The 26,953-nt window shown below is 67.0% G+C and carries 28 protein-coding genes; 8 read left to right on the top strand and 20 right to left on the bottom strand.

From position 1 onward, the window contains the following. Positions 1–7: 7 nt before the first annotated feature. The 11 genes from LWP59_RS27555 to LWP59_RS27505 form a co-directional block, all read right to left on the bottom strand. Positions 8–949 carry a bifunctional DNA primase/polymerase gene (locus LWP59_RS27555; protein WP_144643222.1) on the bottom strand — a complete coding sequence of 314 codons (942 nt, stop codon included), beginning with the start codon at positions 947–949 and terminating at the stop codon, positions 8–10. A gap of 283 nt (positions 950–1,232) precedes the next feature. After that, positions 1,233–3,428, bottom strand: a complete 2,196-nt coding sequence (locus LWP59_RS27550; protein WP_144643221.1) for a cell division protein FtsK — start codon at positions 3,426–3,428, stop codon at positions 1,233–1,235. Further along, on the bottom strand, positions 3,425–4,570 hold the full coding sequence (locus LWP59_RS27545) for a hypothetical protein (RefSeq protein ID WP_144643220.1): 1,146 nt from the start codon (positions 4,568–4,570) through the stop codon (positions 3,425–3,427). The genes LWP59_RS27550 and LWP59_RS27545 overlap by 4 nt, the downstream gene beginning before the upstream one ends. Next, on the bottom strand, positions 4,567–4,782 hold the full coding sequence (locus LWP59_RS27540; RefSeq protein ID WP_144643219.1) for a hypothetical protein: 216 nt from the start codon (positions 4,780–4,782) through the stop codon (positions 4,567–4,569). The genes LWP59_RS27545 and LWP59_RS27540 overlap by 4 nt, the downstream gene beginning before the upstream one ends. Further along, the gene (locus LWP59_RS27535; RefSeq protein ID WP_144643218.1) at positions 4,779–5,126 is read right to left on the bottom strand and encodes a hypothetical protein; all 348 of its coding nucleotides are present in this window, start codon (positions 5,124–5,126) and stop codon (positions 4,779–4,781) included. The genes LWP59_RS27540 and LWP59_RS27535 overlap by 4 nt, the downstream gene beginning before the upstream one ends. Then, a complete protein-coding gene (locus LWP59_RS27530; RefSeq protein ID WP_144643217.1) occupies positions 5,113–5,367 on the bottom strand; it encodes a hypothetical protein in 255 nt (84 codons plus the stop codon). The genes LWP59_RS27535 and LWP59_RS27530 overlap by 14 nt, the downstream gene beginning before the upstream one ends. A gap of 5 nt (positions 5,368–5,372) precedes the next feature. Beyond that, entirely contained in the window at positions 5,373–5,540 is a 168-nt protein-coding gene (locus LWP59_RS27525; protein WP_186383460.1) for a hypothetical protein, read from the bottom strand. After that, positions 5,540–5,719 carry a hypothetical protein gene (locus LWP59_RS27520; RefSeq protein WP_144643216.1) on the bottom strand — a complete coding sequence of 60 codons (180 nt, stop codon included), beginning with the start codon at positions 5,717–5,719 and terminating at the stop codon, positions 5,540–5,542. The genes LWP59_RS27525 and LWP59_RS27520 overlap by 1 nt, the downstream gene beginning before the upstream one ends. Then, positions 5,716–6,174: an RRQRL motif-containing zinc-binding protein gene (locus LWP59_RS27515; RefSeq protein ID WP_144643215.1), complete on the bottom strand. Its 459-nt coding sequence runs from the start codon at positions 6,172–6,174 to the stop codon at positions 5,716–5,718. Before LWP59_RS27515 ends, LWP59_RS27520 begins: the two co-directional genes overlap by 4 nt. After that, a complete protein-coding gene (locus tag LWP59_RS27510; RefSeq protein ID WP_144643214.1) occupies positions 6,171–6,503 on the bottom strand; it encodes a hypothetical protein in 333 nt (110 codons plus the stop codon). Before LWP59_RS27510 ends, LWP59_RS27515 begins: the two co-directional genes overlap by 4 nt. Before the next feature lie 151 nt (positions 6,504–6,654). Further along, positions 6,655–6,987: a hypothetical protein gene (locus LWP59_RS27505; protein ID WP_144643213.1), complete on the bottom strand. Its 333-nt coding sequence runs from the start codon at positions 6,985–6,987 to the stop codon at positions 6,655–6,657. 194 nt (positions 6,988–7,181) lie between these two features. On the opposite strand from LWP59_RS27505, the gene LWP59_RS27500 reads away from it, so the two are divergent. Both LWP59_RS27500 and LWP59_RS27495 read left to right on the top strand, forming a co-directional pair. After that, entirely contained in the window at positions 7,182–8,033 is an 852-nt protein-coding gene (locus tag LWP59_RS27500) for a GntR family transcriptional regulator (protein WP_144643212.1), read from the top strand. Between the two features lie 175 nt (positions 8,034–8,208). After that, positions 8,209–8,961, top strand: coding sequence for an NAD(P)-dependent oxidoreductase (locus LWP59_RS27495; protein WP_308431724.1), 753 nt, complete (start codon positions 8,209–8,211; stop codon positions 8,959–8,961). Between the two features lie 5 nt (positions 8,962–8,966). On the opposite strand, the gene LWP59_RS27490 is transcribed toward LWP59_RS27495, so the two are convergent. After that, the gene (locus LWP59_RS27490; RefSeq protein WP_144643211.1) at positions 8,967–9,176 is read right to left on the bottom strand and encodes a hypothetical protein; all 210 of its coding nucleotides are present in this window, start codon (positions 9,174–9,176) and stop codon (positions 8,967–8,969) included. Between the two features lie 111 nt (positions 9,177–9,287). On the opposite strand from LWP59_RS27490, the gene LWP59_RS27485 reads away from it, so the two are divergent. Then, positions 9,288–9,488, top strand: a complete 201-nt coding sequence (locus tag LWP59_RS27485; protein ID WP_144643210.1) for a hypothetical protein — start codon at positions 9,288–9,290, stop codon at positions 9,486–9,488. Positions 9,489–9,745: 257 nt separating this feature from the next. On the opposite strand, the gene LWP59_RS27480 is transcribed toward LWP59_RS27485, so the two are convergent. Both LWP59_RS27480 and LWP59_RS27475 read right to left on the bottom strand, forming a co-directional pair. Then, complete coding sequence (locus LWP59_RS27480; protein WP_144643207.1) at positions 9,746–10,000, bottom strand: hypothetical protein; 255 nt, start codon at positions 9,998–10,000, stop codon at positions 9,746–9,748. Next, positions 9,984–10,265 (bottom strand): winged helix-turn-helix domain-containing protein, encoded by a 282-nt coding sequence (locus tag LWP59_RS27475; protein ID WP_144643206.1) that lies wholly within the window; start codon positions 10,263–10,265, stop codon positions 9,984–9,986. Before LWP59_RS27475 ends, LWP59_RS27480 begins: the two co-directional genes overlap by 17 nt. Before the next feature lie 144 nt (positions 10,266–10,409). Here LWP59_RS27475 and LWP59_RS27470 point away from each other — a divergent pair, with 144 nt between their 5' ends. Further along, complete coding sequence (locus LWP59_RS27470) at positions 10,410–10,589, top strand: helix-turn-helix domain-containing protein (RefSeq protein WP_144643205.1); 180 nt, start codon at positions 10,410–10,412, stop codon at positions 10,587–10,589. Between the two features lie 151 nt (positions 10,590–10,740). On the opposite strand, the gene LWP59_RS27465 is transcribed toward LWP59_RS27470, so the two are convergent. From LWP59_RS27465 to LWP59_RS27455, 3 genes are all read right to left on the bottom strand, one after another. After that, entirely contained in the window at positions 10,741–12,243 is a 1,503-nt protein-coding gene (locus tag LWP59_RS27465; RefSeq protein WP_186383458.1) for an AAA family ATPase, read from the bottom strand. Positions 12,244–13,426: 1,183 nt separating this feature from the next. Further along, positions 13,427–13,732 (bottom strand): site-specific integrase, encoded by a 306-nt coding sequence (locus LWP59_RS27460; RefSeq protein ID WP_144643203.1) that lies wholly within the window; start codon positions 13,730–13,732, stop codon positions 13,427–13,429. 473 nt (positions 13,733–14,205) lie between these two features. Continuing rightward, the gene (locus tag LWP59_RS27455; RefSeq protein WP_186383456.1) at positions 14,206–16,335 is read right to left on the bottom strand and encodes an acetate--CoA ligase family protein; all 2,130 of its coding nucleotides are present in this window, start codon (positions 16,333–16,335) and stop codon (positions 14,206–14,208) included. Between the two features lie 229 nt (positions 16,336–16,564). Here LWP59_RS27455 and LWP59_RS27450 point away from each other — a divergent pair, with 229 nt between their 5' ends. Together LWP59_RS27450 and LWP59_RS27445 are read left to right on the top strand one after the other, a co-directional pair. Then, positions 16,565–17,530, top strand: a complete 966-nt coding sequence (locus LWP59_RS27450; protein WP_144643202.1) for an aminoglycoside phosphotransferase family protein — start codon at positions 16,565–16,567, stop codon at positions 17,528–17,530. Positions 17,531–17,629: 99 nt separating this feature from the next. Then, the gene (locus tag LWP59_RS27445) at positions 17,630–20,011 is read left to right on the top strand and encodes a PEP-utilizing enzyme (RefSeq protein WP_144643201.1); all 2,382 of its coding nucleotides are present in this window, start codon (positions 17,630–17,632) and stop codon (positions 20,009–20,011) included. A 66-nt stretch (positions 20,012–20,077) separates the two neighbouring features. Here the strand turns inward: LWP59_RS27445 and LWP59_RS27440 are convergent, their stop codons facing one another. The 3 genes from LWP59_RS27440 to LWP59_RS27430 form a co-directional block, all read right to left on the bottom strand. Then, entirely contained in the window at positions 20,078–20,863 is a 786-nt protein-coding gene (locus LWP59_RS27440) for a FadR/GntR family transcriptional regulator (protein WP_144643200.1), read from the bottom strand. A 187-nt stretch (positions 20,864–21,050) separates the two neighbouring features. Next, positions 21,051–22,283, bottom strand: a complete 1,233-nt coding sequence (locus LWP59_RS27435; protein WP_144643199.1) for an NAD(P)/FAD-dependent oxidoreductase — start codon at positions 22,281–22,283, stop codon at positions 21,051–21,053. A 2-nt stretch (positions 22,284–22,285) separates the two neighbouring features. After that, positions 22,286–24,103 carry a pyruvate, phosphate dikinase gene (locus LWP59_RS27430; protein WP_144643198.1) on the bottom strand — a complete coding sequence of 606 codons (1,818 nt, stop codon included), beginning with the start codon at positions 24,101–24,103 and terminating at the stop codon, positions 22,286–22,288. A 156-nt stretch (positions 24,104–24,259) separates the two neighbouring features. On the opposite strand from LWP59_RS27430, the gene LWP59_RS27425 reads away from it, so the two are divergent. Beyond that, positions 24,260–25,441: a cytochrome P450 gene (locus LWP59_RS27425; protein WP_144643228.1), complete on the top strand. Its 1,182-nt coding sequence runs from the start codon at positions 24,260–24,262 to the stop codon at positions 25,439–25,441. Then, the gene (locus LWP59_RS27420; protein ID WP_144643197.1) at positions 25,441–26,907 is read left to right on the top strand and encodes an aldehyde dehydrogenase family protein; all 1,467 of its coding nucleotides are present in this window, start codon (positions 25,441–25,443) and stop codon (positions 26,905–26,907) included. The genes LWP59_RS27425 and LWP59_RS27420 overlap by 1 nt, the downstream gene beginning before the upstream one ends. Positions 26,908–26,953: the final 46 nt, after the last annotated feature.

The raw sequence follows: 26,953 nt of genomic DNA, 5'->3' as shown, positions 1-26,953 counted from the left end.
TGACTCATTAGGCCACAACCCGGGGGCGGTTGCGTCCGGTGCGGAGGCCGGAGGCGATGGTTTGGCGGGCTTGGTGCTCGTTATAGGCGCCTTCGGCGAGATGTCGCCCGGCCGCGGTCAGCAGCACTGCTTCGTGCTCGGCCTCGGTGAGGGCACCTCCGGCCACGAGCTGTCCGAGGGCGACCGCGGCGGCGTAGAGGGCGGCGTTGCGCTGGCTGCTGGGCGCGGCGTGGACCTTGGCGCTCTCGGCGCGGATGGCGGCTTCCAGGTACCGTGCCCGGCCAGTAGTCGGCCGGATGGGCACCACCGGCGCGGCCGGGAGCGATGCAGAGGTGAGCCGCTCGGCGAGCCAGCCGGGCAGCGGCGCCGGCTCACGGTCACACAGGTACTCGTACGCCTGTCCGTCCATAGTGGAGCCAGGCGCGACCACGTAGCCACCCCAGGCGCGGGTGTCGATTTTCCAGCCGAGTCCGTGTCCGCGGTCACCCTCGGTCTTGCGCAGCTCAGCGCCGTCAGGCGCCGCGTAGTACAGGTGCAGTCCCCCGGAGGGGGTCCGAATCGTGAGGGTGTCGCCGGGCAGCTCCTGTCCGGCCTGCTCGGCTACGATCGCGAGCACGTCTTCCCCGCTGGTGGCGCCCCGGCGTGCCCACTCGGCAGGGATGGTCTCTCCGAGCTTGGTCACGTCAAGGTCGATCACGCACAACCCGGACGGCCCGGTCGCGAGTCCGATGTTGTAGGGGGCGAGGGTCCAGGCTGCGCGGATGCGGTCGGGGTCGGTGGTGGCCCGCTGCTCCCAGCCGAGGTGACCGTTCGAGCAGGGACCGGTGGCTGGGCAGTTGGTGTGCCCGTGGAGCGCGGGTCGCTTGGTGTTCGGGCGGAGCGGGAAGACGTGCCAGCCGCGCTCCGCTGCTGCGAGGGCGGCGCGGGTGAGGTTGTCGCGGGTGTCCATCGAAGACCCTTCCGGAGTGACGATGTGTGACGGTTTTCGGGTAGGGAGTGCCGTGGCGGGCACCCTCTGCCGGTGCCGCCCAGGGGCGGGTTCTGGAGTTAGTTGGGGAGTTAGATCGTCGGAAGCGGGTTAGGTTTCTAACTCGCCGGGCCAGGTAGGGTCACTAGCCTGCTGATCTGCGGAAAGTTAGGGAGTTAGCCGAGTTAGACCAGGCCGTCGAGGCAGCGGACCGAGCCAGTTTTCACGGTGCTGTGTGGAGCGGCCGGGCCTAACTCGGAACCCGTCACGACTGCTCGTCGGCGTCGAGGTCGACCGTGGCCTGCTTCGCGAGAGCTTCACGCACGGTGACCGGGTCGACGGGCCAGCGGTTGCCGGTGGAGGGGACTTTGATCCCGTGCTGCTTCGCCAACTGCTCGCGCAGGGCCTTGCCGGTGAGCCGCTTGTAGGGCAGCCAACCAGGGGCGTACTTGGCCAACAGCGCCGGAACATCTGCGGCGGGCACCGGGTCGTTGCCGAGCACGGCGTCCAGGTCTTCCAGCAAGTCGCGGGCAGCCTCGATCTCTGGTGCAGCGCGGTCCGCGCCGGGCACCTGCCCGTGCTCCTCGATTGCGCACATGGCCCGCTCAATAATTGGGGTGACCTGGTCGTTTTCCCGCGCCACGTCGAGGAAATAGACCTGCACGATGTCCGAGCGTTCTCCGGTGAAGCCCTTCACGACCGCGGTTCCCTTGTCCGTGCCGGGAATCAGCTCGGTAGCCCGATGCCCTGCGGCGTAGGCGCCCTGCCCCAGCAGCGCGTCATTCGCCACGTGGTCGCCGACCGCAAACGCGACACCGTTGGAGCAGTTGCGGGTCACGTCGCGGGGCATGGAGTCCTTCGTGGGGGCTTGGGTGGAGACGATGAGGTGAATGCCGCGCTTGCGCCCGAGTCGCACGATGTCTACCAGCAGCTTGGAAATCTCCGCCCCGTACACTGGGTGCTGGATCGCGACGTGGGCCTCTTCGAGCAGGCAGAACAGCGGGTGTAACCCGACGTTCTTCGACGCCAGCTCCCGCGTCACCGCGGGCACCTCGAAGCGGATCAGCAGTTCCCCGCGGGCCTGCACTTCGGCGTGCAGTTCCCGCAGGTGGTGCAGGATCTCTTCGATCTTCTCGTCTTCGGCGCCCATGGCGTAGCGGGAGCAGCGCGGCCGGAACGCCTCGAAGTCGAAGTTGGCGTCCGGGACCCAAATGCGTAGCTCCGCCGTGGGGTCGAGCGCGGCGCCGGCCATCATGACCCGCGCGGCGGAGGACTTGCCCTGCCCAGGCATGCCGCCACAGATGGTGTTGCGTTCCATCAGCGGCGCCAGGATCGGCGTCCCCCGCAGGGTCTTGCCGAACGGGGCACCCTTGAACACGTCCACCACACCATCGGTGAGCAGCGGATACGCTCCCGCACCCTCGGCCAGGGCGCCCTTGTCCGCCACCCACAGGTCCAGGATTCCGGCCTCCGCCCCGGTCGTCGGCCACACCTCCTTCGCCAGCCGATGCAACCCGGTGGCGAGGTCGGCGCGACGGCGGGCGATCTTCTCCGCGGTCACCCCAGCCGGGAGACGGAGCACGGCGTGCGTGCCGCGCCCGTCCGCCCGGGCCGGGGTGAGGTACTGCAGCGGCAAACCCTGCTTGAGGTAGGCGGCGATCTGCGGAATTCGCAGCGCCTCCAGCGCGCGAGCGATGGTGGTCTCATCGATCGCAGCGTCCATGTCCGCCTCCGCCGCGGTCGCCAGCCAGCGCGGCGCCGTGCCGCGGCGACGGCCCTCCCGGTAGGCGGCCAGTACGACGAAGCCGGGCAGGGCCATCAGGAACGGCGTCCACGCGACAGCAATTGCGGTGAACACCCACCGCATCGCCGAGAGAACGCCGGTGATGACGTGGACGAACTCGCCCGACCCGGACAGCTGCACGAACAGCCCAACCAGCAGGGTGAGGACGACACATCCCGCCAGGCTGCCCATGATGACCTTCGCCGCGCCCTTGGCCAGGGCGGGGAGGTCCATCAGCCGCTTGTGTCGCCGTTCCGCTGCGGCCTCTTTACGCTCCATCCACTCCGCCAGGGCCTCGCGGTCTCCGATGGCTTCCGCGGCCTTGATCTGGCGCCGGTAGACACCCATTGTCGAGGCATCCCAGGTCCGCTTTCCCCAGGACTCGAACCCCTGCACCGTCGTCAGCCCCGTGGCGAGCAGGGTCTTGCCGGCCGCCTTGGTGAGGTCGTGCGTGGCGACGGTCTTCACGCCGCGCGCCACAGTCACCGCGTCCTTGCGGTAGAGGGCGTACCGCTGCAGTGCCTTGGCCTTCTGCATCGCGCGGTAGTCGGCGTCCGTAATGATCTCGCCCTCCAGCACCTCGGTGTCCGAGGTCGCCGGGGTGGCGTCGGCCGATCGGCTGGGGAGGTAGTGCACGCGGGCCAACTCCTGCTCTGTGCCGTGGTGATCGGTGGTCACTTGCTGCCTCCCTGGCGGTGTTCGTCGCGAAGCTGCCGTGCGCTCTTCGGGGAGCAGCGCAGGGCCTTGCGGATCGACTCGGCAGAGGTCGGGTCGACCGCGCCCGGGCGAGCTTTCAGCGCCTTGTCCAGCTCGGCGCGGAGCTGCTCGATCGAGCGGACCTTGCGCCCGGCGACGCGAGGCCGGTTGGGGGTCGATTTTTGCTGGTCAGGCTCCCGGTCGAGGGTTGCCACCGTGCCGCCCTCGATCGAGTCGCCCAGCGCCGGGTCAGACTCGACCCCGGGACCTTCCCCGGCCGCCCACGCGGCGCCCTGTACCGCGAGCAGATCGGCGAACTCCCGGTCCCAGTCGGCCGACTCCCCGGCCACGGGCAGGCCCGGCACGATCGCCGCTTCCAGGCGCCCTCGCCGAGCGAGGACGTAGCGGCCCGGCGCGTAGACCAGGCGGGCCGACCCGTCCGGGTCGATCTCGGCAACCGCGTGCACCACGGCAGCGCGGCGCACCTTGGCGACCTTGCGGGTCGCGGCCCTCTCGATCCGCGCCGCCTGCCGCTCCCGGCGCGACAGGGGCGGAGCGGCCAAGGTGAGCTGATGGGCGACCACCCCCGCGACGGACACGATGCCCATGACCACGCCCGACTCCCACCGGGTGTCCAGGCCGTGCAGCAGGTTGGAGGTGAACGCCACCGCGGCGAACGCCCACACTCCCAGCTGCAGCCAGCCCACCGGACGTTCCGGGTGGCGCCGCCGCGACACCAGCACCGCGACCGCGAACGCCCACATCCCGAGTTCGGTGATCCCAGGCAACAGCACCCCGAGATCACTGGCGTAGACGGTGCTGCCCCACGCGGCCATGGCTGGCGCGGCGAGCACGAACGACAGCAGCGCAATCGGGTAGATCAAGAGCTCCACCACCGACCGGCCCAACCACACCCGGGCCGCGACCACGGCGGCGCGGCGGCGGGCAGCTCGCTGCTCCCGATCGGCCCGCGCCTGCTCGGCGCGGGCGTGCTCGTCCGCCCGGCGCTGCTGCGCCAGCGCGGCCCGCTCGGCGATCCGGACCTGAGCCGCGGCCGCGGCCTGCTCCCGCTGGATCTGAGCGTCGACCAGCCGGTTCGCGCGGCGTTCTTCCTGCCAGGTCATCCCCACACACCCCTCTCCAACTCGATACGGAGGTCCCGGGCGAGCACGAGGGGGAACAACCCGCGCACCCGCGCCAACTGGCCCTGATTGATCTCGCGTGCCCACCCGTGGGCCTCGCTCAAGTCCGGCCAGTTCCCGGCGGCGACGGTCTCCCCGGCCGGGGTGGTGACCAGCACCGTCCAGGACCCGGCGATATCAGCAATCCGGGTCACTTGACCTCACCGTCCCCAGCGGACGTCGCCCTAGCCGAAGCGTTGTGCTGCTGGCGGCGAAGCCGCAGCTCGTTCCCGGCCCAGCCCAGCGCGGCCAGGCCGGAGGCGAGGTAGAACCAGCTGGACACGGCGGCGCCGAACACGACCGGTCCGGTGATGCCGGACAACTCGCCGACGTGCCAGCCCAGCCACGAGATCACGCGCGTGGTGCGAGTCGGCGTGGTGACGCGGGCATAGAGCGCGGTGTCCGGGTCCTGCCGGGCCTGCAGCTCGGCGGATGCCGCGGCGTGTCCGATGTGGTCGTTCGGCTCGGTAGTGGCGGGTTTGTGTTCAGGCGTGGACATTGACAGCCTCCCCTCGTAAACCGTTGCTGGGCTGGAAGAACTGGTTGACCGGCCCCCGCGGCGGGGCGGTAGCCAGCCGGGCGGCGAACCCGTTGAGGCGACGGAGGCAGACCTCGAGTACCCGCGCCACCAGCACGAGCGGAATCCGGAGCAGGTGCAGCAGCATGAACACCGCGAAGGTGGCGGCGAACTTCAGCAGCACCCACGTCCCGCGCCGTTCCAGAACCTCGAAAATCGACACCGTGATCACCGTCCCTTCGTGACGCCGTTGGCGCGTGCTGTAAGACAGGCGGGGCAAGTGGCCTTGCCGCGGACGTAGCGCGCCTCCGCCGGGAGCCGGAGCCCGCACAGGGTGCGGACCGTGCCGTCCCACCAGCTGCGCGTGCCGTAGTGGGTGTCCAATTTCGCGGCCATCAGCGGCCACCTCCCGAACCGGAGAACAGCACCGACAGGGCGTGCACCGCGGCCTGTACAGCGTCGCGGGCCTGGTACGGGTGCTTGATCACCCACATCACCAGTGCGAGGAACACCAAGCCCCACAACAACTTCCGCAGCGTGTTCTTTTTCGGCAGCACCGTTGTCGTCTTGCTCATGCGGCCACCTCCGTGGCGAGTTCGGTCGTGGGATTCAGCTCTGCCAGCTCGGCGCCCTCGCAGGCCCAGCACTGGCGGGTAGAGGTGGGCACGTAGTAGCCGACGTCTTCGTGGCAGGTGCGGCAGATCCGGCGGGCGGTCAGTGCCTTGCCCAGCGCGACCCGCTGAGCTGGGGTGGGGGTGCGACGTTCCCTGGCGCGTTCGACCGAGAACAGCTCCGCCACGGTCTCGTGGGCGTACGGCTTGAAGTGGCGGAACACCAGCAACGCCACCGGGTCCTGTCCGCCTGGGCGCAACCCGGCCTCTCGCAGCTGGGCGCGGGTGAGCAGGGTGGCCGGGGCCTCGCCCCAGCCGAACACCGGTAGCCCCTCCCGCCGGCCACGGCACAACGCCACCAGGTGAGTGCGGCCGTCGTAGATCGTGGTTACCGACTGGCGACGCTTACGCGGATTCATGCCACCTCACCTCGCTCGGCGGCGGCGATGACCCACGCGACGAAGGTGCGCGCGGCAGCCGTGTTGTCAGGACCCAGCTGGTCCTTCAGATAGCGGGTGATCTGCCCGACGCTGTGCCCCTCGGCGTGCCGCCCCGCGATGATCTGCACAGGCGCGGCCACCAGGTCCTTCCGGTAGCCGGTCCGGCGCGAGGCCCGGGAAAGCAGTTCCTGTGACACCATGAGTGCCCTTCCCTTCGAGTCGTGTCCTGGCTGGTTGGGGAGTCCCGGCGCGGTGGCGTTCTTGGCGGGATGCGCCGCGCCGGGGTCACTGATCAGATAGCGGGTCATTGGTGCCGCCCGGTCGTCGTCGCGGCGTCCCGGACTTGCGCGCACACCCCGGCCGGGTGCGTACCCGGCACGAGCGGGCAGCGGCAGTCACAGCGCGCCCCGTACTCGTCTTCACTCAGTGGCTGCGGACTGCGGACAGACTTCGCGCCCATCACGCGGCGGCCTCCCCGCTCATGGGGACGGCACCGTCGGCCTGGTCGTGCGCCGCGTCAACGACGAAACCGTCGTGCAGGCGGCGCAGGGTGCGTCGATTGGCGCGGCGGCGGGAGCGAGCTGCACGGCGCGGATCAATGAAGCGCGGCGCGCGAATCAGAGCGGCCGTGCTGGCAGCGGCAAGCTCACGGTCGATGTCTTCCAGGAGGTCGGCCGCGTCAGCCAGCTCGAGCGCGTCCGTGTAATGCACAGCGTTCGCCTGAGCGGCGAGAACGTGGTCGTAGTCAACGTCGAGGCCGTCGAAGGACGCTTCGGCCTGTCGGCGGCTCATGTGTGCGGACCTCATCGGTCTCCCTTTGCCTCGTTCGGTTGTCCGTGATCCCGGACACCACGAAAGCTAACAGTTGAGAGCTCAGATGGTCAACTGGTAGATCCAAATTTCTTCAGAAACGGTGTTCCACCTGCGGAGATCACGACTCCCATCTGGTAGCCTCTGGTAGCAAAGCAGCGCAGAGAGGAAGTCGAATGACGCGCCCACGCCCAACCGTCAGCCGGTCGGAGCCGCTTCACATGCAGGTGGCGCGACACATCCGCAACGACATCGAGGCTGGGAGACTTCGCGACGGCCAACGCCTGCCGTCCACGCGTGAACTGGCCGAAGAGTGGGAGGTCAGCACGCCGGTGATCAACGACGCGATGGCGATCCTGAGCAAGGAAGGACTGGTGGAGAGCAAACCTCGCGCCGGCCGAGTTGTCAGGGCGCCAGAGCAGGCCAGCATCCGCCCTCGGCCGTCCACGCCGCACGTCGTTTTCGTCGGCGGCTATGCGGGTAGCGGCAAGACTGAGCTTGGCCGGGTCGTTGCCCGCGATACGGGGTGGGCGCTGCTCGACAAGGACACGCTGACGCGGCCGGTTGTCGAGGCCGCCCTTGAAGCCGTTGGACGCTCGCCGCACGACAGAGAGTCCGATTTCTATCTATCTACGATCCGGCCTCGTGAATACGAATCTCTGATGAACGCGCTGACCGAAAACCTCCAGTGCGGAAACAGTTCGGTCGTCACCGCACCGTTTCTCCGTGAATTCGCCGATGCGGCTTGGGTGAACAGAACTTTAGCCACCTGCAAAGATTTCGGAGCGACTGCGACGTTTGCATGGGTCTACTGCGATGCAGAGACAATGCATACCTACGTTCGCCATCGTGGCGCAGCCCGAGACTCCGCGAAGCTCGCCGACTGGTCGCGGTACGTGGAGGGGATAGATCTCGACTTGCGTCCGCCCATTCCCCACATCGTGGTGGACAATTCGGCGTCTAGCGAGCCTTTGCAGTCGCAGGCCCGACGACTGGTTGAACAAGTCGAGAACGCGAAGGTCGATTAGCGTGCGTGTTCTTGTGAGCAATGAGACTGACGACCAAGTGGGTGTCGAAGTCCTTAGCGGTATTGAAGGCGTGGAGGTCGTGACATACGACCCTAACCAACCGCTGCCAGCGGAGAGGCGCGACGCTGAGGTACTAATTCCGCCGTACCGGAGCAGCCATCGTCCGATTCCGTTCTTGAAGCAGCTCGACAATCTGCGCATGGTGCAACTGCTGTCGGCCGGCGCTGACGAATGGTCCGGCGACGTTCCGGCTGACATCACGCTTTCCACAGCCCGGGGAGCGCACGCAGGGCCTGTCTCGGAGTGGATTCTGTCGGCAATCCTGTGCGTTTATCGACAGTGGCCGGCACTTGTCCAGTTCAAGGACGAGGAGATGTGGGCGCATCGACGGGTTGCCGCGGACACTTTGGCCGGCAGTCGAGTGCTGATCGTCGGCGCTGGCAGCATCGGAAGAGCGGTTGCTGAGCGCCTGGCCCCGTTCGGCGCCACGCCGACCCTGGTCGCGAGCAGGGCGCGGGAGGGCGTACACGCACCCTCCGACGTTCCGGCGTTGCTACCTGAACACGACGTTGTTGTGATCACCGCGCCGCTCACGGGGGACACAAGGGGCCTGGTCGATAAGGCATTCCTGGCCGCGATGCCAAACGGCGCACTGCTCGTCAACGCGGGTCGCGGGAAGATCGTCGACACTGACGCGCTAGTGGCCGAGTTGCAGGCGGCCCGCTTGCGCGCAGCCCTTGACGTCACGGACCCGGAACCCCTCCCGGAAGGGCATCCGCTCTGGCAATGCCCCGGCACGATCATCAGCCCGCACATGGCGCGCACAGTGCCGGGAACGAACGCGCTTTGCTACGCCGTCGCGGCCGAGCAGATCAGTGCTTTCCTGGCCGGTGAGATGCCCGCCAACCTCGTGACCAGCCGAAAGTAGAGCGATTAGGCGTCGCTGAGAGCGCCGAGCAGACGGGCCTTGCACTCCGAGAGGTTCTTCTCGATCGCAGCGAGGGTCTGCTCGGTAGCGCGGACGCGGGCGCTTGTGTCCGCGTGCTGACGCACGAGCTGGTCTTGCAGCTGCACGACAGCGCGGATGCGCGCCTCGCCTCGCGCGATCACCCGCGCTTCCAGCTCAGCCAACGTCGGCACCATACCGGTGATGCTAGCGGGCCTCGCCTTGCCTGCTCTTCGAACATATGTTCTACTCGATCTGCCGGGCTGGCGGGGGAAGCGCCAGCCCGGCCAATCTTGAAGGGAGTCGCCATGTCACCTCAGGCCCGCTTGATCCCCGACTGGTTACGCGAAGGTCGGGAGGTCATCACCGAGACCTTGCAGTACGTCAAGGAGCGGCCGCCAAACTCGCCCATCCACGACGAACGCGTGTACGCCGTGGTGAACCTGTGCAAGCAGTTGGTCGAGTTGAAGGAAGATGAGGTCTGGTTGCACGGCCGTCCATCGGCATAGCAGAACCCCTCTCGCGGACCTTGCGGCCGCGTGTCCCCGACCGGTTTTGGCAGGCGCCGCGATTGGCTCCGCGTCGCCCGGCTAGGGGACGGCAAGTGCCGCGAGAGGGGTTCCTCATGCGCCGGGTTGCGGATTTCCTGCGATCCGCTCCCTGGGTGAGTGGGCCAAGCCCGGTCGGAAGGTGGCGAAAAGAACCGGAAGTGACAGAGTCACGGGTTCGCCCCGCGCAGGCTTCCAAGTAGAACTGTTTCCGGTGGTCAGGGGCTTTTAAGGAGCTTTAGAGTGGGAGCGCTCAGGCTGCGTTCGATGTCCTCAACCTCGCCGCGGAGAAGGGCGAGCATCACCTGTCCGTGATGAGCGGCGCAGGTGTCCCACGCGGTGCCCAGCAGATCGACGGCATAGAGCGTTGCCGGTACTGCGCACCGCACGCACACCCTTCCATCAGGGCAATCCGGATCGACAAGACCGCTGCCGAGTTCTCGCAGCAGCGATGGATCAATAGTTGTGGGCATCGGAGATCTCCTCATGCGTCGGTCGTTCAGCAACGAACGTGCCCTTGGCCGGCACCGTATCGACGAGACCCCGATACCGCAGAAGCCGCGTCGCGTGCCGCGCCGAGCCGAGCGAGACACCGTACTCCTGGGCAAGGCGCCGCTCCGACGGCAAGGGGTCGTCCGGCCTCAGCTCGCCGCGCTCGATTCGGGAGGCGATGTGTCGAGCCATCGCCTCGTAGATCAACTCCCGCTGCTTCGGTTTGAAGTCAGGATGAATGCTCATAACCCCTCCACTCAGTCCTGCGGCAAACGCGACATTTGACGACAAGCGTACATGGTCGCGGTCCATCGCGATAAATCGCTGTGTTCGCGGTGAATCGCGTCACCCGAGTGGACTAACGCGACATTCGCGGGCAACAGTACGTAAGTGCCCGGTGACCTTGTCCCTACTGCTGACGCTGCGAAAGCCATAGGAGTGGACCGCCGCACCCTGCAGCGGTGGGTCAGCCAGGGCCGGATCGAACCGACTCTGACTACTGCGGGTGGTCATCACCGCTGGGACATCGACGACCTCAAGCGGCAGCTCCGGGAGATGAACCGCAGGTAGGCCGAGGGCGTCCAGGGGACGTTGCTGTTCGGCCCCGACCGCCACACCGACTTCTGGCACCCTGGTCGGTTCGCCACGGGCTGTTCCTGCTCGCCCGCATCGTGTGAAGGGCGGCAACCCGGCCGGTGGGATCTGTTTCCGCGGCCGCGCTTCAGCCGAGCCGCGAGCGTATTTCCTCGACAAACGCCTTTCGGTCAGCATCAGGCAAAATCTGGTCCACCCACACGGATACGGCGTCCTCCCACACGCGCTGAGCGCGAACACGAGGTCCTAGTCGCTCGGCAGTTCGCCGACACCAGGTGTGCACGTTCTCTAATCGCATCGCATCTTCAACAGCATCCTCTAGATCGCCGGGGCGAACCCCAAGCAGTTCGGCGACGCTTGCCCACTGCGCCGACGTGAACGACTGAAAAAGCGTTGCTTCTGGAGATTTCGATCCTGGGATTTTAATGCAGCCCTCGGCTAGATCTTGATCACCATCTAGTACCCCCAAACCTTTACCGGGAAGCTTGCCCTCGGCTGCGACTCGGCCGATCGCCTTAACCGTGCTTGCCGGGCCTACGCTTACCATTCTTATCCGCTTCGCCAATGTGCTATTGAAGTCTTCATACGACACTATGCGGTCAACCAAGAAGACGGACTCGGCATCTTCACAATAAAGAGTTAGTTCCGGATGGCCAACGTCGTCCATCAGCGACAAAGCGAACTCTGGGGTAACCCCATAAATCACTTGTCGGCCGTAGGATCTGTCCAAGTGGATGAAGATTCTCGCCGTCTGCGGCAGCTGTTCAAATATGTACGGCGAATGAGTTGAAAGTATAAACTGGAGTCGCTTACGGCGCGCGACATCTAGAAGTTCTGCCATAAGCCTTCGCTGTGCGCGAGGGTGCAGTGAGGCTTCAACTTCGTCGATTACCACCAACGAGTTCCGTGGCAATTCCTGCAGCATTGCCACGAGATCGGCGGTGGTGTCCTCGCCGGCGCCCTGATGATAGTTCGAGTAGGTCATATTGTTGCGCTCTAGGACGCCAACCTGCTTCTCGCCCTGCGATAACACTTTTCCCGAACTGAATGATATCCCCAGTACGCGACTCAAGAGGGCGCGAAACTCGTCGGACAATTCGAGCATGCCATCGCCCGAGAATGCTGCCGATTTGGCCAGCTTGCCGTAGCCAATAAGAGTATCGATGGGCTGAATTCTGCTGATATCGAGGAAGAATAGCACGCGCTCTGCGCGAGATGGCATTCCTCGCCAACGCTCCGTGCGCTTTCGAATTCGTACGGTTCTGACTTCTCCGCCCAAGCGGAACCGATGTTCCAGGACAACGCCATTGACGTTCTCCCACGGCGTACTGGGAAAGAAATCATCAGGATTAAATGTGACTGATTTCAGGTGCTTGCTCGTTGTCTTCTTTGCTCGATAAGCCGTCGCGGCTGCCTTGAGTACCGTGCTCTTTCCCGAGCCGTTGACGCCCGCGATGGCAACGACCGGGAACCGAAACTCGATCTCCTCGCCGCGCCAGCCGCGGAGTCCATCGATGCTTACAGACTCCAGGAACTGAGGCCAGCCTTTCTCGGAGTTGCGCTCGGTGTTCCAGTCAGCTTCTAGGCCAGCCGCGGTTCGAACCGGTTCCATGCAGCGCTCCAGAGCCATGCCCATACGGGCGGAGGGCGATCACAGTACGCTGCGTAGATCGCCGCGCACGGCGGACGCATTACAGGCACCCGTCGATGCTCACGAGTGTCGAAGACCGCGAGCACTATGGCGCCATCTTCGGGCTCCGGGCGCGCCGGCTCCGCCGGTAGCGTTGCAGCGCGCGCAACGCCCGTTCCCCTGCGGCCTGCCCGGTCTCATTCCTGGTCTGAATCGCTGACAGTCGCCCAGGTTCGTCCCAGTTCGATGAAATGCGAAGGTGCAGGTCAAGGGCTCTGCGATCGTCGGGGGCCTTGTTCTGCCCGCCTTGAAAGCGTGAGATACCTGGAATCTACTTCCGCGTCTGAACCAGGGCGGGCTTTGCGGACAGCGCCAGTGAAGCCGGTGTGACAGGTCGGGGGGTCGGTACACCCTGTCACACCTGTCACTCTGTCACTCAAGGGCTGTTGACCTGGGTAAACGGGTGTGACAGCCCTGTGACAGCTGGGTACGACATCAGTTCCCCACACTCTCTTACGGTCACAGTGTCACCAAGGCTGAAACAGGGGAGGGGCCCGCGCCTGTTTCAGCATCTTTCTGCTGGTCGCAGCAGTGGGCTGAGTGACGAACTGAGTGACAATCGCCGGGGAAACGGACGGTCTGCCACGGACGTCCACGGACGTCAGAAGGGAGCCTGATCTGGCGTTCTAGCAGGTCTTTCGTCATGATCAGGTGCCTGGGGGTCAAGGGGTCGCAGGTTCGAATCCTGTCGTCCCGACGGTTGGAAGAGCCCGTTGGCTCTGGGTGTACGCCCAGGTCAGCGGGCTTTTTCGCGTTCTGCGCGTGTCTCGTCGGGGGTCTGGTTTTCCTGATCGACAGGGGTGTGCAGGAGCGAATCAGGAGCCGATCATGGAAATTTTTGACCCCAGGGCGAAGGGGGTCGCCTTCAGACCGGCTCCTCCGGCAACGACTGTCAATTGCCCTGAAACTGCCTGAACCCGTTTCGGTTGCTGTCGGTTGCGGGCGCATCACGACCGTTTGCGGGCGGCTGACGTCGCCGCTGTGGGGTTGGTGGGTGGTCGGGGTGGTTCGGGCCCGGGTAGCGCGGTTGGTGCTGGTTGCGGTGGTCGAAAAGGCAGTCATGGCAGGGTATGAGGAGGGCCCGCCGTTCCGGGGAACGGCGGGCCGCGGTGGTGTTGGTGTGTCAGGCGGTGAGCAGGAGGGGCTTGGGTATGGCGGGGTCCTCGTTGTCGTGCAGGCTGGCGAGCGCGTCGATCCACCGTCGCTGGAGTGCGTCGACGAGGCGGGTGTCGACCTCGGGGGCGACGTGGGAGTAGATCTCGCGGATGTCGTTGGGGATTTCGTGGCCGAGTCGGCGGGCTTGGCCTACTTCGGGGATGCCGTCGGCGATCATCCACGTTTTGTGGCTGTGGCGTAGTCCGTGGAAGTGCAGCCCGGGCACGACCGGCTGGGCCCGCACTGGTGGCCGTGCGACGGGGGTACGCAGCATACCCAACCCTGTCGGATGGTCTACAGGTTGCGGATGACCTGGGCGGGCCCGCTGGCGAAGTGGACGGGCCGGGGCTGTTGGTTGGACAGTCGCAGGTGGATGACGAACTGTTCGAACGGGCCGGGTTCGTCGATGCGGCTAACTCCTTGGTCCTCCACTCGCAGCCAGGCGGTGACCTGCCCCGGCTGTAGGTGCGGGTCGGTCGCCGGTCGCCGGTCGGCGTTCTGGAGTGACCCAGCTTTTGGGGTCGACAGGGGGACACTGCGCGCGAGCACACGGCAGGAACCGCTGCTTCGGGTTGTCGCCGGCGTGGGTGCCGGTCGTGGTGATGGCGCCGTAGGGGTCGTAGGTGTAGGTGGCGGCGAGGTCGCCGCGGGTGTCGAGCATGGCTATATCCGAAGAGGAGCTGCGACCGACGACACGCTCATCGGCGTGACGCCGGGCTTGCTCCGCCGTGGCTGATCAGTGCGGGGTCATGGCGTCGAGGTGATGAGCACGTCAAGAGCTTCGATCCGTTCTCCGTCGATGAGCAGCGGGTTGATCTCGACCGAATCGAAGGCCGGTAGGCTCACGGCGAGGTCCGCGACGGCGAGGATGACTTCTGTCAGCCGGTCGATGTCGGCCGGTTTGCTTCCGCGGAATCCGGTCAGCAGCCGGTAGCCGCGCAGTTCCGCCAACATTGATCGGACGTCGTCGCGGCCCACGGGCAGCACGCGTAGGGCGGTGTCGTCGAGCAGTTCGACCAGTGCACCACCGAATGCGACCGCGAGTACCTGTCCCCACGAGGGGTCGGCGGTGACGCCGACCAGCAGCTCGACCCCACTCGAACGCATGGGGCTGACCAGGACGCCTTCGAGTGCCACACCGGCGGCGGACGCGCTGGTGATCAGGCGTTCATAGGCCGCTGCGACCGCGTCGCTGCCCTCGACCTTGAGTTCGACTCCACCGAGTTCGGTCTTATGAGCGACTTCGGCCGAGCAGATCTTCATCGCGACGGGTCCACCGAAACGCGCCGCGGCTGCGACGGCGGCGGTCGCGTCTGTGATCAGTTCGGCGGGAATGAGTGGCACGCCGAACTGCTGCAACAGGGCACGGCCGGCATGCTCACTGAGCATTGGACCGATGACCGGGACTGCCGGTTCGACCCGCGTGGTGCGCGCCGGCGGGGCAGTGTGGGCGTTCAGCCATTTCGACCAGGTGGTGAGTCCGGCGGCGGCATGGACGAAACGCTCCACACTCGGGAGCACCACGTGCACGCCTGACTCGGACTTGACCTTGCGGACGTAATCGGACTGCACCTGGTCGATCTGCGGGAAGACGGCGCCGGGAAGCCCGACGGTGGCCAAGGTGGAACCGACGGCGTGAAATGTGTCGTCGCGCTGTTCCTCCCCAGCGGTCGGCAGCGACGTGACCACGCCGATCAGCCCGATGTCGGGTTCGGCTGCCATCGCCGTTATGCCCTGGCGCCACACCTCCGGGTCGGCCAGGGCTCCACCGGTCACGTCGAGAGGGTTCTGGGGATGGCCGTACGGCGGCAGGATTTGCGCGAGGCGTGCGTTGGTCTGTTCTGAGAGCGACGGGAGCACGAGGCCGACATCCTCCCCGCGGTCCGCGATCAGGTCGCAGGCGCCGCCGGAAACCGAGAGGATCCCGACACCAGGGGCGCGGACCGGTCCAACACTGGCACAGAGGGTGCCGGTGCAGATCAGATCCTCCACCGAGCGCACCCGGATGACGCCGTCCTGCCGGAGGACGGCGTCGATCACCCGGTCGTCACCGACCAGCGCTCCGGTGTGCGCCGCCGCGGTTCGAGCGGCCAGCTCGCTGGTACCTGCCTTGAGGATGACCAGCGCCTTGCCCAGCTCGGCGGCTCGCGCGGCTGCCGCTCGGAAAACAGCCGGTTTGCGGATCGTTTCGGCAAAAATGCCGATAGCCCGTGTCCGCTCGTCGTCGACGAGGTAGTGAACGGCATCGGCAACGGTCACCATCGCCTCATTGCCCGTGGTCACCACGAAGCTGAACCGGACGTCTTGTCGAGCGGCATACCCGACCATCGACGAGCCGACGGCTCCGCTCTGGGAGACGAGAGCGAATGAGCCGGGTTCGACGGGCAGGTCGAGTCCCAGCGCGCAGGCCGCGACGCCGTCCCAGAGATTGGCGAAGCCGAGGTGATTGGGTCCTAGAAGGACAACCCCGAGTTCCTCGGCCTGGGCGACCAGCTCCTGCTGGCGACGCAGCCCACTCGCGCCCTCCTCCGCCCAGCCCTGGCTCAGGATGACGGCGGCCCGGGCACCCGCCGCCGCGGCGTCTTCGAGCGCTGCCGCCGTGGTGCGCTGCGGCGTCATGAGGAACGCGCAGTCGATGCCGCCGGGAAGGTCCGTGCAGCTCGCCACCGTTTCCGCGCCGTGGACTGTTCGGCTGCGCGGGTTCACCAAGCCCAAGCGGCGGTCTCCGCCGACCCGCTTGTGCTGTGCGAAGGCGCGCCGCGAAAAGAGGTTCTTGTCGCTGGCGCCCACCAGCGCCAGCTTACGAGGCCGCAAGAGCCGGTCGAGACTCTCGACGGCAAGCGGCTGATCGGCGATCACAGTGGCGTCGGCAGACATGGGTCCTCCCGCAAGCTGGCGATGGGGGTCGGTAGCAAGTCATTATTCGGACTGAAGGTTATTGACACAATAGGGCAACCATATTTAAGGTTGGACCAAATACCTGTGAGCTGAGTCACGAGGAGGTGACGTGCCCGCTGACACTGCCCGGTTCACCCATGTCGGCGAACTACGCCAAGCTCTCGAACGGGCGGGAGCATGCGACGCCGCGGCCGAGCTGGTGTCCGTCATGTCCCGGCCCGTCGGTCACGGCGCCCTCGCGGACACCCTCCGGCTCGAACTCTCGTGGGCGCCGTCCGGGTCCGGGCCGGCGTCGGTGGTGGCAAAGCTGCCGTCGCTAGACGCCACCGCGGCCGCGACGGCCGCCTCGCTCGGCGCGTACGAGCGCGAGGTGCGTTTCTACGCCGAACTCGCGCCACGGTCTTCGATCCGGTTACCGCGGTCCTTCGGTTCATTGGATGCCGCCGACGGTGGGCCGCCGATCCTGCTGCTCGAGGATCTGACGGGGAGGTACCACACTGGTGACCAACTGGCCGACCTCCCGCTGCCGGTGCTCCGGCGCGCTCGCCGGCAGCTGGTACTCCTGCAGGCACCGTTCTGGGAGGATCTGGACACGGCAGGCCTGCCGTGGTTGCACCGGCGGCTGGGAGTCCCGATCCCGCACATCCTCGATCGTATGGAGCGTTCCTGGTTTCAGGCCGGACAGTCCATCGCCTGCTCGCTGGCCACCGAGGAGCGCCGTTGCATCGACCGGTTCGTTCGAGCCGCGGGCGAGTGGGCGTCTCGGCTGGGCGGGCCGCGTTCGCTGGTGCATCACGACTTCCGGGTGGACAACCTGCTCTTCGCAGGCGACGACCTGGTCGTGCTGGACTGGCAGACGGTCGGGTGGGGCCAGGTGATGTTCGACGTCGCCTACCTGTTTGGCACCTCGGTGGGGCCGGCTCAGCGGCGCGTGGCAGAACGGGAGGAGATCCGTCGCCACGTCGACGAACTCGGGGAGCATGGCGTCTCCTGGACATTCGATGAGGCGTGGGAGGCGTACCGGCAGGCTGCGTTCGCGGTTCTGCTGATGCTGGTGCCGCCGATCGCGTCGGTGAAGAGCAACGGCCGGATGGAGGCCATGTACCGCCGCCTTCTCGCCTCGGGAGCTCGGATGGCCCTCGACCTCGATGCCCTTGACCTGCTGACGGAGTGAGACGAACCGCTCAAACCTTGTACCTGTCCCGCACGACCCGCCTCCGGTACCCGCCGGAGGTCCGTACCCAGCTCACCTGAAATGACCAACGGAGGTCACATGTCGCACGTCGCGGACACCGGAACACGCACGCCGCCGGACGCGTACGAGCAGGTCGGTGTCGGGGTCAACGTCTACGAGAGCGCGGAGGCGGTGGAGGGCCGGGCCAAGTGGCTCGACACCCCGGACGACGTGATCGCCTTCATCGAGAGTGGCGAGGATGTCAGTGACGTCATCGTCATCGCGCGGGGTGGCGCCACCACGTTCCTGACCATGGCGCTCAACGCCGGGGTACGGGGCGTGCTGACCCTGCAGGGTGCTCCGGAGAGTCACCTGGGCATCCTCAGCCGCGAATACGGCATCCCGTGCATCATGTCGGTCGCGTTCGAGAAGGGCGTGCGGACCGCTCGCGGCGAGATCGTCCCTGCTGACGGCGTCCGCCTGCGAATGGACGTCTCGTCGCGGCCGCATGGCTCGGTCAGCGTCGAACCCGGAGCTCCGGTCGACGACTCCCCGATGGCCGCAGACGGCGTCGCCATGTCGCCGGAGCAGCTCGCCCAGATCCAGCTCCTGCTCGAGAAGTTCGGCGGGGAAGTGCCGCACGGGCTCGAGGGGCACGAGATCATGTTCGCGCGGCAACGCACGTCGGTCCTCGACCTGGATGATGCGTCGATGCACCGTGACCTCACGATCGAGGAGGTCAACGACGCGATTCACTACCTGGCCTGGAACGAATGGGATGCACTCGCCGCTCGAGCCACGGAGGGGGAGTCCGGGCTCATTCCACGGCAGGAGTACGAGGCCCTCGGCATCATGAACTCCTGGTTCATGCACCCGGAGTGGATGCGTGCCATCGAGGACCGTGTCGGCGTCGACGGCGTCCTCGACATTGGTGCCCGCGCGAAGCGCGAGATCGGAACGAAGATCAACATGCTGCACCTGTGGGCGATCGCCACGGCCTCCAGTTTCGGCAGGGGCATCACCCTCGAGCTCGGCTTGCACGACTTCGACTACCAGGTCGAGCGGATCTCCCGCACCATGACGACGACTCGTCGGCTGTACAAGGGCCTCTGGGGCTCCGGTCCGATGTTGTCCTCGATGCGCGGCTACGCCGCCCCGGTCCTCGACCCGTCCTGGATCGACCGGTTCGAGACAGACCGCATCTCGCTGGCACCCGAGCGGGACCGCTCGGCGTTCCAGCGGTTCAACGGCGCGGTGGAGCTCATGGGATTCCTGCTCCACTTCGACAACAGGCTCGGCTTGGGCGATTCGGGGCCCTATCCGACCGGGGACGGCGGGTTCGTCATCGTTCGCGACCTCTTCATCAACGAGCCGGCCTTCCCGTGGAGCGACACGACAGAAGGGCTGCCGTACGTGGTCACCATCGCGATGTTCTTCCCGGGCGACGGTCGCCTTTCACCAAGGGTGTTCGACCTGTCGACGCTGTTCACCGAACCGAGCAACTACCTGCCCCACGTTTCCGGTGTGGCGGTGTACACGCGGGAGAAGTTCGACACTCCGATGGACCACCTTCGCACGCTGACACTGCAGGACATGGCAGCGCTGCGCGAGGAGTGTGAAGCCAAGTCCGAAACGCTCTATCGGCGCATCGCCGCGATGAGCAAGCGCGAGAAGGTGCTGGCAGGCGCGTACACCTACGCCGCGGGTTTCGTGTTGCCGATCGCGCGCGCGGCGGGGATGCACGAGGAACTCGTGCGCGAGCATGGCTTCGGTGAGCTGCACCCGGTCGTCGAGGCCGCCTACGACACGATCATCAGCGGCGTGGCCACCGAAATGATCCCGCGCCTGTTTCTGACCGGTTCCTGGGCCAACGACGTCCCAGAGACCAGTCGCACGATGCCGTCCATCCAGCCGGGCGAGTTTGACGTCCTGCTGGCCCTGCGCGCACGCGGTTTCGCGCGGCCTGAGCAACTCGTCGCCAGTGCCGGTCTCCCGGTCGAGCAGGTCGGCTCCGTCGTGACGGCGGCGGAAGAGGCGGGCTTCGTCAAGCGGCGCACCGGCAAGGTGACCGGTGCGTCGCTGACGCCTGCCGGCAAGGCGCGGTTGGCGTTGCTGACTTCGCACGTGGTCTCAGCTGCCGAGCGAACCGAGATCGCCGAGGTTTATCAGGCCTTCCTCGCGCCGAACCGTGCCTTCAAGTCGCTCACCAGCGCATGGCAGCTGCAAGAGGGCTCCGGGATTCCAGTTGAACTCCGGCGTGTTCACGCTGAGGTCAGTGCCCTGCTTGACAAGGCAGCCGGAGCACAGGAGCGCTATGGCCGCTACCGGACCCGTCTCGAAACCGCTCTGGCGCGCTTCGAGGCGGGTGATACCGATGCCCTCGCCAAGCCGATGTCCGAGTCCTACCACGACATCTGGATGGAGCTACACGAGGACCTGCTGGCCACACTCGGACGCCGACGCTCCGAGCACGACGAGTAAGTGCTGTCCGCGCTCAGTCCCGTCCATGCAGGCGCACCGGGTGGTTTCCCGACCACCCGGTGCGGCTCAGCCGGTAGCTGCCGTGTCGTTCTCGAGGGTCGTCGCAAGGTTCTCGAGCAAGGGTGCCTCCGACCCCTGGACGTGGCGAGCCATCAAATCGAAGGCGCGTTGCGGATCGCGATCGGAGATCGCCGCCGTGATGGCCTTGTGCGTCTTCAGCGTCGACTTCCGCGCCTTGAGCGAGTCATAGCGGCCGTGGTCGGCTGCGGAAAGAAACGGGGTGCTCGCGGCACTCATGAAGGCCGACAGGAGGACGTTGTGGCCGGCGTCGGCGACTGCTGCATGCCAGCTCAGTCCGGCCGACACGTATTCCTCCACGCGATCGATCGAGGCCGAGGCTTGGTCGAGACGTTGCCGGATCCGCTGCAGGTCCTCGTCCGTACGGTGACTGGCGGCGAACGCCGCGCACCAGGGCTCGATGATCTCGCGCATCTCCAGCAGGGTTCGGTTGTCCGCGCCCCAGCCTTGGGACCGCACATAGGTCTGCAGCGAAGCGACGAGCTCCTGCGAGGTCGGCCTGGTGACGATCGAACCGCCGTTGCGGCCGGGCTTGCTCACGATCAGGCCCTGCTGTTTCAGGATCCCGATCGCCTCCCGTACGGCGGCACGGCTCAACCTGCTCTGCTCACCCAGGCTCCGCTCGGAAGGCAAGGGCTGCCCTTCGGGAAACTCGCCGTCCAGGATCTTCTGCCGCAGGAGATCCGCGAAGATCTCCGACGCCTTGGGCGCATGGATGGGTCCGATCACGGCGGCCCCTCGAGCGTGGGCCGCGGCAGGGCTCTCGACCGTCATCTCTTCCTCCCTCGACAGACTCAGCACGAAGTCTCGGTGAACCACGTGGCGGTCGACGACATCGACTCGGTCCCAGATGGTGGCCAGCTGGTCCGACGCCCCATCGTACTCGAAACCTCGATCTGCCCAAAGGTAGACCTTTCAGGGTCAATAGAATCAAGCGGCGGCGTAAGGATGACGCGGGGCTTCAGCCCCGGGCACGGGTCAGGACGGCGTTGCGGGAGGCTGCGAGGTTCAGCCCGTCCTGCCAGCTTGCCTGGCGCGCGATCAGCCCGCGGTACTTCATGATGTCGGCGCGACGGTTGAGCGTCAGCACCCCGATGAGGCGATCCCCGTGGCGGTACAAGGCAGTGAAGGCGTCGGTATCCCACCAGCCGGCCACCACGACGGGCTCGCCAAGAGGTAGGCCGGCGAACTGGATGCGGGAGCCGTACCAGTCGGACCAGAAGTAGGGGACGTGGTGGTACGCGGTCGCGGTGCCGGGATCGAGCAGGTTGCGGATCGCCCGCGCCGCCTGCTCGGCGGCGTTGGTCCAATGCTCGAGTCGCAGGACTACGTCGAAGTCCGGGCTGAGCCATCGTGCGACGTCACCGGCGGCGTACACCTCTGGGCCTGCGCGCAACTGTTCGTCGCAGACCACTCCATCGTCAAGGGTCAACGACGAGCCCTCGAGCCAGCCCGTGGCGGGTGCCGCTCCGATGCCCACCACGACCAGATCTGCGGCGAGTTCGGTGCCGTCGGTCAGGCGCACGGACTCGATGCTGCCGGAGCCCTGCAGTGCCTCCACACCGACGTCACATCGAAGGTCCGTGTCGTTACGGTGATGCAACGACGCGAGGGCTTCGCCCGCGCGGTACCCGACGGCCCGGACGAGTGGGGTGGGCTGGGCCTCGACGATTGTCACGGGCAGTCCGCGTTTTCTTGCTGCCGAGGCGACCTCGGAGCCGATGAATCCCGCGCCTACCACCACTGTCTTCGCACCTCGCTTCAGTGCGGCGCGAACGGCGCAGGCGTCCTCGAGCGTGCGCAGCGTGTGAACCCCGGCCAGGTGCTCGCTTCCGGGCAGCCGCCTGGGCGAGGCTCCGGTGGCCAGCAGGAGCGCGTCGTAAGAGACCTCCGTTTCGCCGATCAGTAGCCGGTGGCCCTCGACATCCAGGCCCGTTGCCGGTCGTCCGAGGCGGAGGTCGACCTCGAGCGCATCAGCGAGCGTGCTCGCGGCGGGAAGTCGGGGCACCTCCGGCATCGGGTCGTCCTGCAAGAAGGCCTTGGACAGGGGCGGGCGGTCGTAGGGAAGGTGCTCCTCAGCCCCGACGAGCGTCAGCTTGCCGGTGAACCCCTCGCGGCGAGCGGACTCACACGCGCGGAGCCCGGCCAGCGAGGCGCCGACCACGACGACGTGGCCGGGTGCGACGTCGTTCATCGTCACGCCTGCAACAGGCGCAGGGCAGCCGTCGGGCAGCCGGCAACGGCGCCCTCGACCAATGCGCGGCGATCGGCAGGCACGTCCTCACGCAGCATCGCGAGTTCGCCCTCCTCGTTGACCTCGAAGTACTCGGGCGCGAGCGACTCGCAGATCCCGAGAGCGGTGCACTTGTCGCGGTCGACGGCGATCTTCATGGTCTTGTCTCCCGGAGTGCTAGGAGTGGTTCGCGGTGCCGTCCAGCTCTCGAGCCGGAGCAGCTGAGGGAGCTCATCGCCTATCGCGTGATCGAGCTGTCGACTGGCAGGCGGCTCCACGGCGCCCTGCCACACGTGCCCGGTGCTGCCATCGATGGTGATGACGTCGCCTGCCCGCGCGGCCAACCCGCGGGTGGAACGGACAACACCCGAGTCCAGCGTGAGTTCCTGGGCGCCGACCACAGCGGGCAGGTGCCAGCCGCGCGCGACCACGGCAGCGTGGCTCACCAGCCCGCCGTGCGTAGTGAGGATGCCTGCGGAAGCGGCCATCCCGGCGACGTCCTCGGGACTGGTTTCGCTGCGCACCAGGATGACGTCGTCCTCGGCGTCCGCCGCTTCGTCGCTGGTCAGCACCACTCTGCCGCTGACCCTGCCGGGTGACGCGCCGAGACCGATGGCCAGGAGCCGTTCGTCCTGCCCCTGGGGGCTGACTCGGGCCAGGATCTCCTGCCGTGCGTGCTCGCGCAGCTCCCGCGGTACGCGCTCGCAGGCCTCCTGCGTGGTCAGCCGGATGTCGGGGTCGTCGACCAGGTCGACGGCGATCCGGACGGCGGCGACCGCACCCCGCTTGCCGATCCGGGTCTGCAGCAGCCAGAGCTGGCCTTCCTCCACGGTGAACTCGACGTCGCACACGTCGCGGTAGTGGACCTCGAGGCGGCGCAGGAGCGCCACGAGCTGCTGGTACACCTCGGGCTGGTGCTCGGCCAAGTGGGCAATGGGCATCGTGCGGGTCGTGCCCGCGACGACGTCCTCGCCCTGGGCGCGCGGAAGGTAGTCGCCGTACGGGTGCGGTTCCCCGGTTGCGGGATTGCGGGTGAAGACCACGCCGGTACCCGAGTCGGGGCCGCGGTTTCCGAAGACCATGGCCTGGACGTTGACTGCGGTGCCCACCCGGTGGTCGAGGCGTTCCTTCTCGCGATACGCCCGCGCACGGTGGCTGTTCCAGGAACGGAAGACCGCCTCGATCGCTTCCCGGAGCTGCACGACCGGATCTTGCGGAATCGGCCTGCCTGCCTCGCGCCGCACGGCCTCGAGAAGGTCATTCACGTGGGCGCGCAGGGCCTCGGGCGTATCGTCGGCCGGTTCGAGCTCGAGCGCCGCAGGCGTCACCCCCATGACCGTCGTGGCGAACATCGTCACGAACCGGCGGTAGCTGTCCCAGGCGAACCACCGGTCGGCGGAGCGCTCGGCAAGCCCGTGCACGGTTTCGTTGTTCAGTCCCAGGTTGAGCACCGTGTCGAGCATTCCCGGCATCGAGGCCGGTGCTCCGCTGCGCACCGCGACCAGAAGGGGGTCGGCGGGGTCTCCCAGGCGCCTGCCCATGAGCCTGCCCAGCCGGTCGACGTGGGTGGCGAGGGCCATGTCGAGCTGTCCCGGCCACCCGGCCTCGGCGAATTCGCGGCACACCGGCACCGGGATGGTGAACCCGGGCGGCACCGGGGCGCCGAGGGCCGAGGTCATCTCGGCGAGACCTGCTCCCTTGCCGCCCAGGAGATCCACGAGTTCGCGGGCGGGGACCCCGTGGTCGTGGTCAAACGCATAGATCGTCGAACCTGATCGCATCGCCTACAACCTCTTTGGTTGACCTTTTTAATGGTTGACACGAATTTAGCAGGACCTTACGGTCGAGGGAAGACCTCGCCGTGCCCGACCTCTGATGCCGGAGATGCCATGACTCTGTCCTACAGCGCACCTGGAGCAGGCAGTGACATCGATTTGATGGACCTGTCGGCAGTGGCGGCCAACCAGGAGATGAAGATCTTCGACGACCTCCGAAAGCACCAGCCGGTGTACTGGAACGCGCCATCCGAGCGCGGGCCGGGCTTCTGGGCCCTGACCCGGCATGCCGACGTGAAGCAGGCGGCATCGGATGTCGAGGGCCTGTCGTCGGCGGAGGGGACGCAGATCGTCGATCGCAAGGTTGAGGGCGCACTGGCCAGCCTGCACAACATGGATGACCCCGAGCACGCCAAGCTGCGCAGGATCGCCGTACCGCACCTTCGTGCGATCAAGGTGCAGCAGTGGCAGGAGGTCATCTCCTCCTCGGTGCGGCTCCTGCTCGACGAAGCAGAGGACCGCGGCGAGTTCGACATGGTCGAGGTGGTCTCCGCCCGGCTTCCGATGCTCGTGCTGGCCCAGGTCCTCGGTGTCCCCGGCGAGGACGCGCCGCGGATGGTCGATTGGACGAACCGGTTGACCAGCTCCGACCCGGACGACATGGTGGACAAGGCAACGCTCGCGCTGGCGCGCGAGGAGCTCATGACCTATTTCGCAGACCTGACCGAGTGGCGTCGCGCGCACCCCACCACCGACCTGATCAGCGTCTTGGCCACAGGCCAGAAGGACGGCAGGCCATTGACGTGGGAGGAGCTGGCGGCCTATTACATCGTGCTGGTCGCGGCGGGCAACGAGACGACAAGGCACCTCGTGTCCGGTGCGACGCTGGCCTTGCACGACACCCCCGACTCATGGGCTCGCATCCTGCGCGACGAGGCGCTGCTCGGGCCGGCGGTCGAGGAGATGTTCCGCTACGTGAGTCCGGTGGCCGGGATGCGCCGGACCGCAACCAAGCAGGTCATCATCGGCGACAAGACCATCTCCCCCGGCGACAAGGTCGTGCTCTGGTTCGCAGCGGCAAACCGGGACCCTGAGGTGTTCGACAACCCGGGGGAGTTCCGGATCGACCGGACACCGAACGACCACCTGACCTTCGGCTGGGGGATCCACTTCTGCCTCGGCGCCCACCTGGCCCGCGCGGAGGTACGGGAGTTCTACCGGCAGACGAGGGAGCGGGGCCTCCGGTTCGACGTCGTCGGAGAACCCGAGCGGGTCCGCCACAACATCTTCCGCGGTTGGAGCAAGCTCCCGGTTCGGGTCGTTCCCGCACACCGGGTGGGCTGATGACCATCACATCAGCAGCGCGCGCGGCAATCGACCTCCCGGCCGACGCCGTGTACATCGGCGGTGAGTGGATCGTGCCGGACGACGAGCCGCGGCTCGACGTGATCAACCCCGCGACCGAGGAGCGCATCGGCTCGGTCACCGACTGCTCGGCGGAGACCGCGGCGAAGGCCACCGCGGCGGCACGCCGCGCCTTCGACGACTGGTCGCGGACCTCAGCGGGTCAGCGGGCGGCCCACCTCGACGCGCTGGCCGACGCGTTCGAGCAGCACGGTGACCAACTCGCGGCCCTCGCGGCGCGGGAGATCGGCATGCCACTGCGCGAGGCCCGCGCGGTGCAGGTGGACCTGCCGACCAGGGTGTTGCGCAGCACTGCTGACCTCGCCCGCGCCTATCGGTGGGACGGCCGCGATGCTTCGGGCAGCTCCATAGTGCGCGAGCCCTCGGGGGTCGTCCTGGCGATCACCCCCTGGAACTTCCCGGTGCACCAGATAGTCGCCAAGCTCGCCCCTGCGCTCGCCGCCGGTTGCACGGTAGTCGTCAAGCCCGCGGAACTGACCCCGCTGAACGCGCTGTTCGTCGCCGCATTGTGCGGCGAGGCAGGCATTCCCGCCGGGGTCGTCAACATCGTCACCGGCCGGGGGGCCACGACCGGCGAGGCGCTGGTGCAGAGTGGCGACTACGACGTCGTCTCCTTCACCGGCTCCCTCACCATCGGCAGGCACATCGGTGCTGTCGCAGGCGGCCGAATCGTGCGGGCGACGCTGGAGCTCGGCGGCAAGTCGCCCGCTGTACTCCTCGACGATGCCGACCTGGATACCGCCGTGCGCACCACAGTGAAGAACTGCTTCGTCAACGCCGGTCAGAAGTGCAATGCGCCGACCCGGCTCATCGTGCCGGAGGAACTCCGTGCCGTGGCGGTGAACATCGCGGCCGCGGCCGCGGACGCCTACGTGCTGGGCGACCCGCTCGACGAGGCGACGACCATGGGACCACTTGCGTCGCACGCACAGCGCGACAAGGTCCTCGGCTACCTCGACGGCGCCAGACGCGACGGCCGGGTCGTTACTGGCGGGCTCGCGGACGAGCACGAGCGGGGCTACTTCGTTCGGCCTGCCATCGTCACGGACCTCCCCGAGACCGCTCCGGTGGTGCGCGAGGAGATCTTCGGGCCGGTGCTGGTCGTCCTGGGCCACCGCGGAGAGGACGACGCGGTACGCATCGCGAACGACACGGAGTACGGCCTGTCGGCCGAGGTGTGGTCCGGGGACCCCGCGCGGGCCGCCGCCCTCGCGCGTCGTGTCCGTGCCGGCCAGGTACGCGTCAACGGGGTGCGTACGCCGTCGCTGCCGGTGTCCCCGTTCGGCGGCTACAAGATGTCCGGGCTCGGGCGCGAGATGGGCGCCTTCGCACTGGAAGAGTACCTCGAGGTGAAGGCGATCCTGGGAGATCCCGAGCTGACCTAGCCCGCTGCAAAACCGCACATCACCGTCTCGAGGAGTGGACATGAGA

This window comes from Amycolatopsis acidiphila (assembly GCF_021391495.1).
GTDB lineage: Bacteria > Actinomycetota > Actinomycetes > Mycobacteriales > Pseudonocardiaceae > Amycolatopsis_E > Amycolatopsis_E acidiphila.
This window is presented reverse-complemented; position numbering and strand designations above follow the sequence as displayed.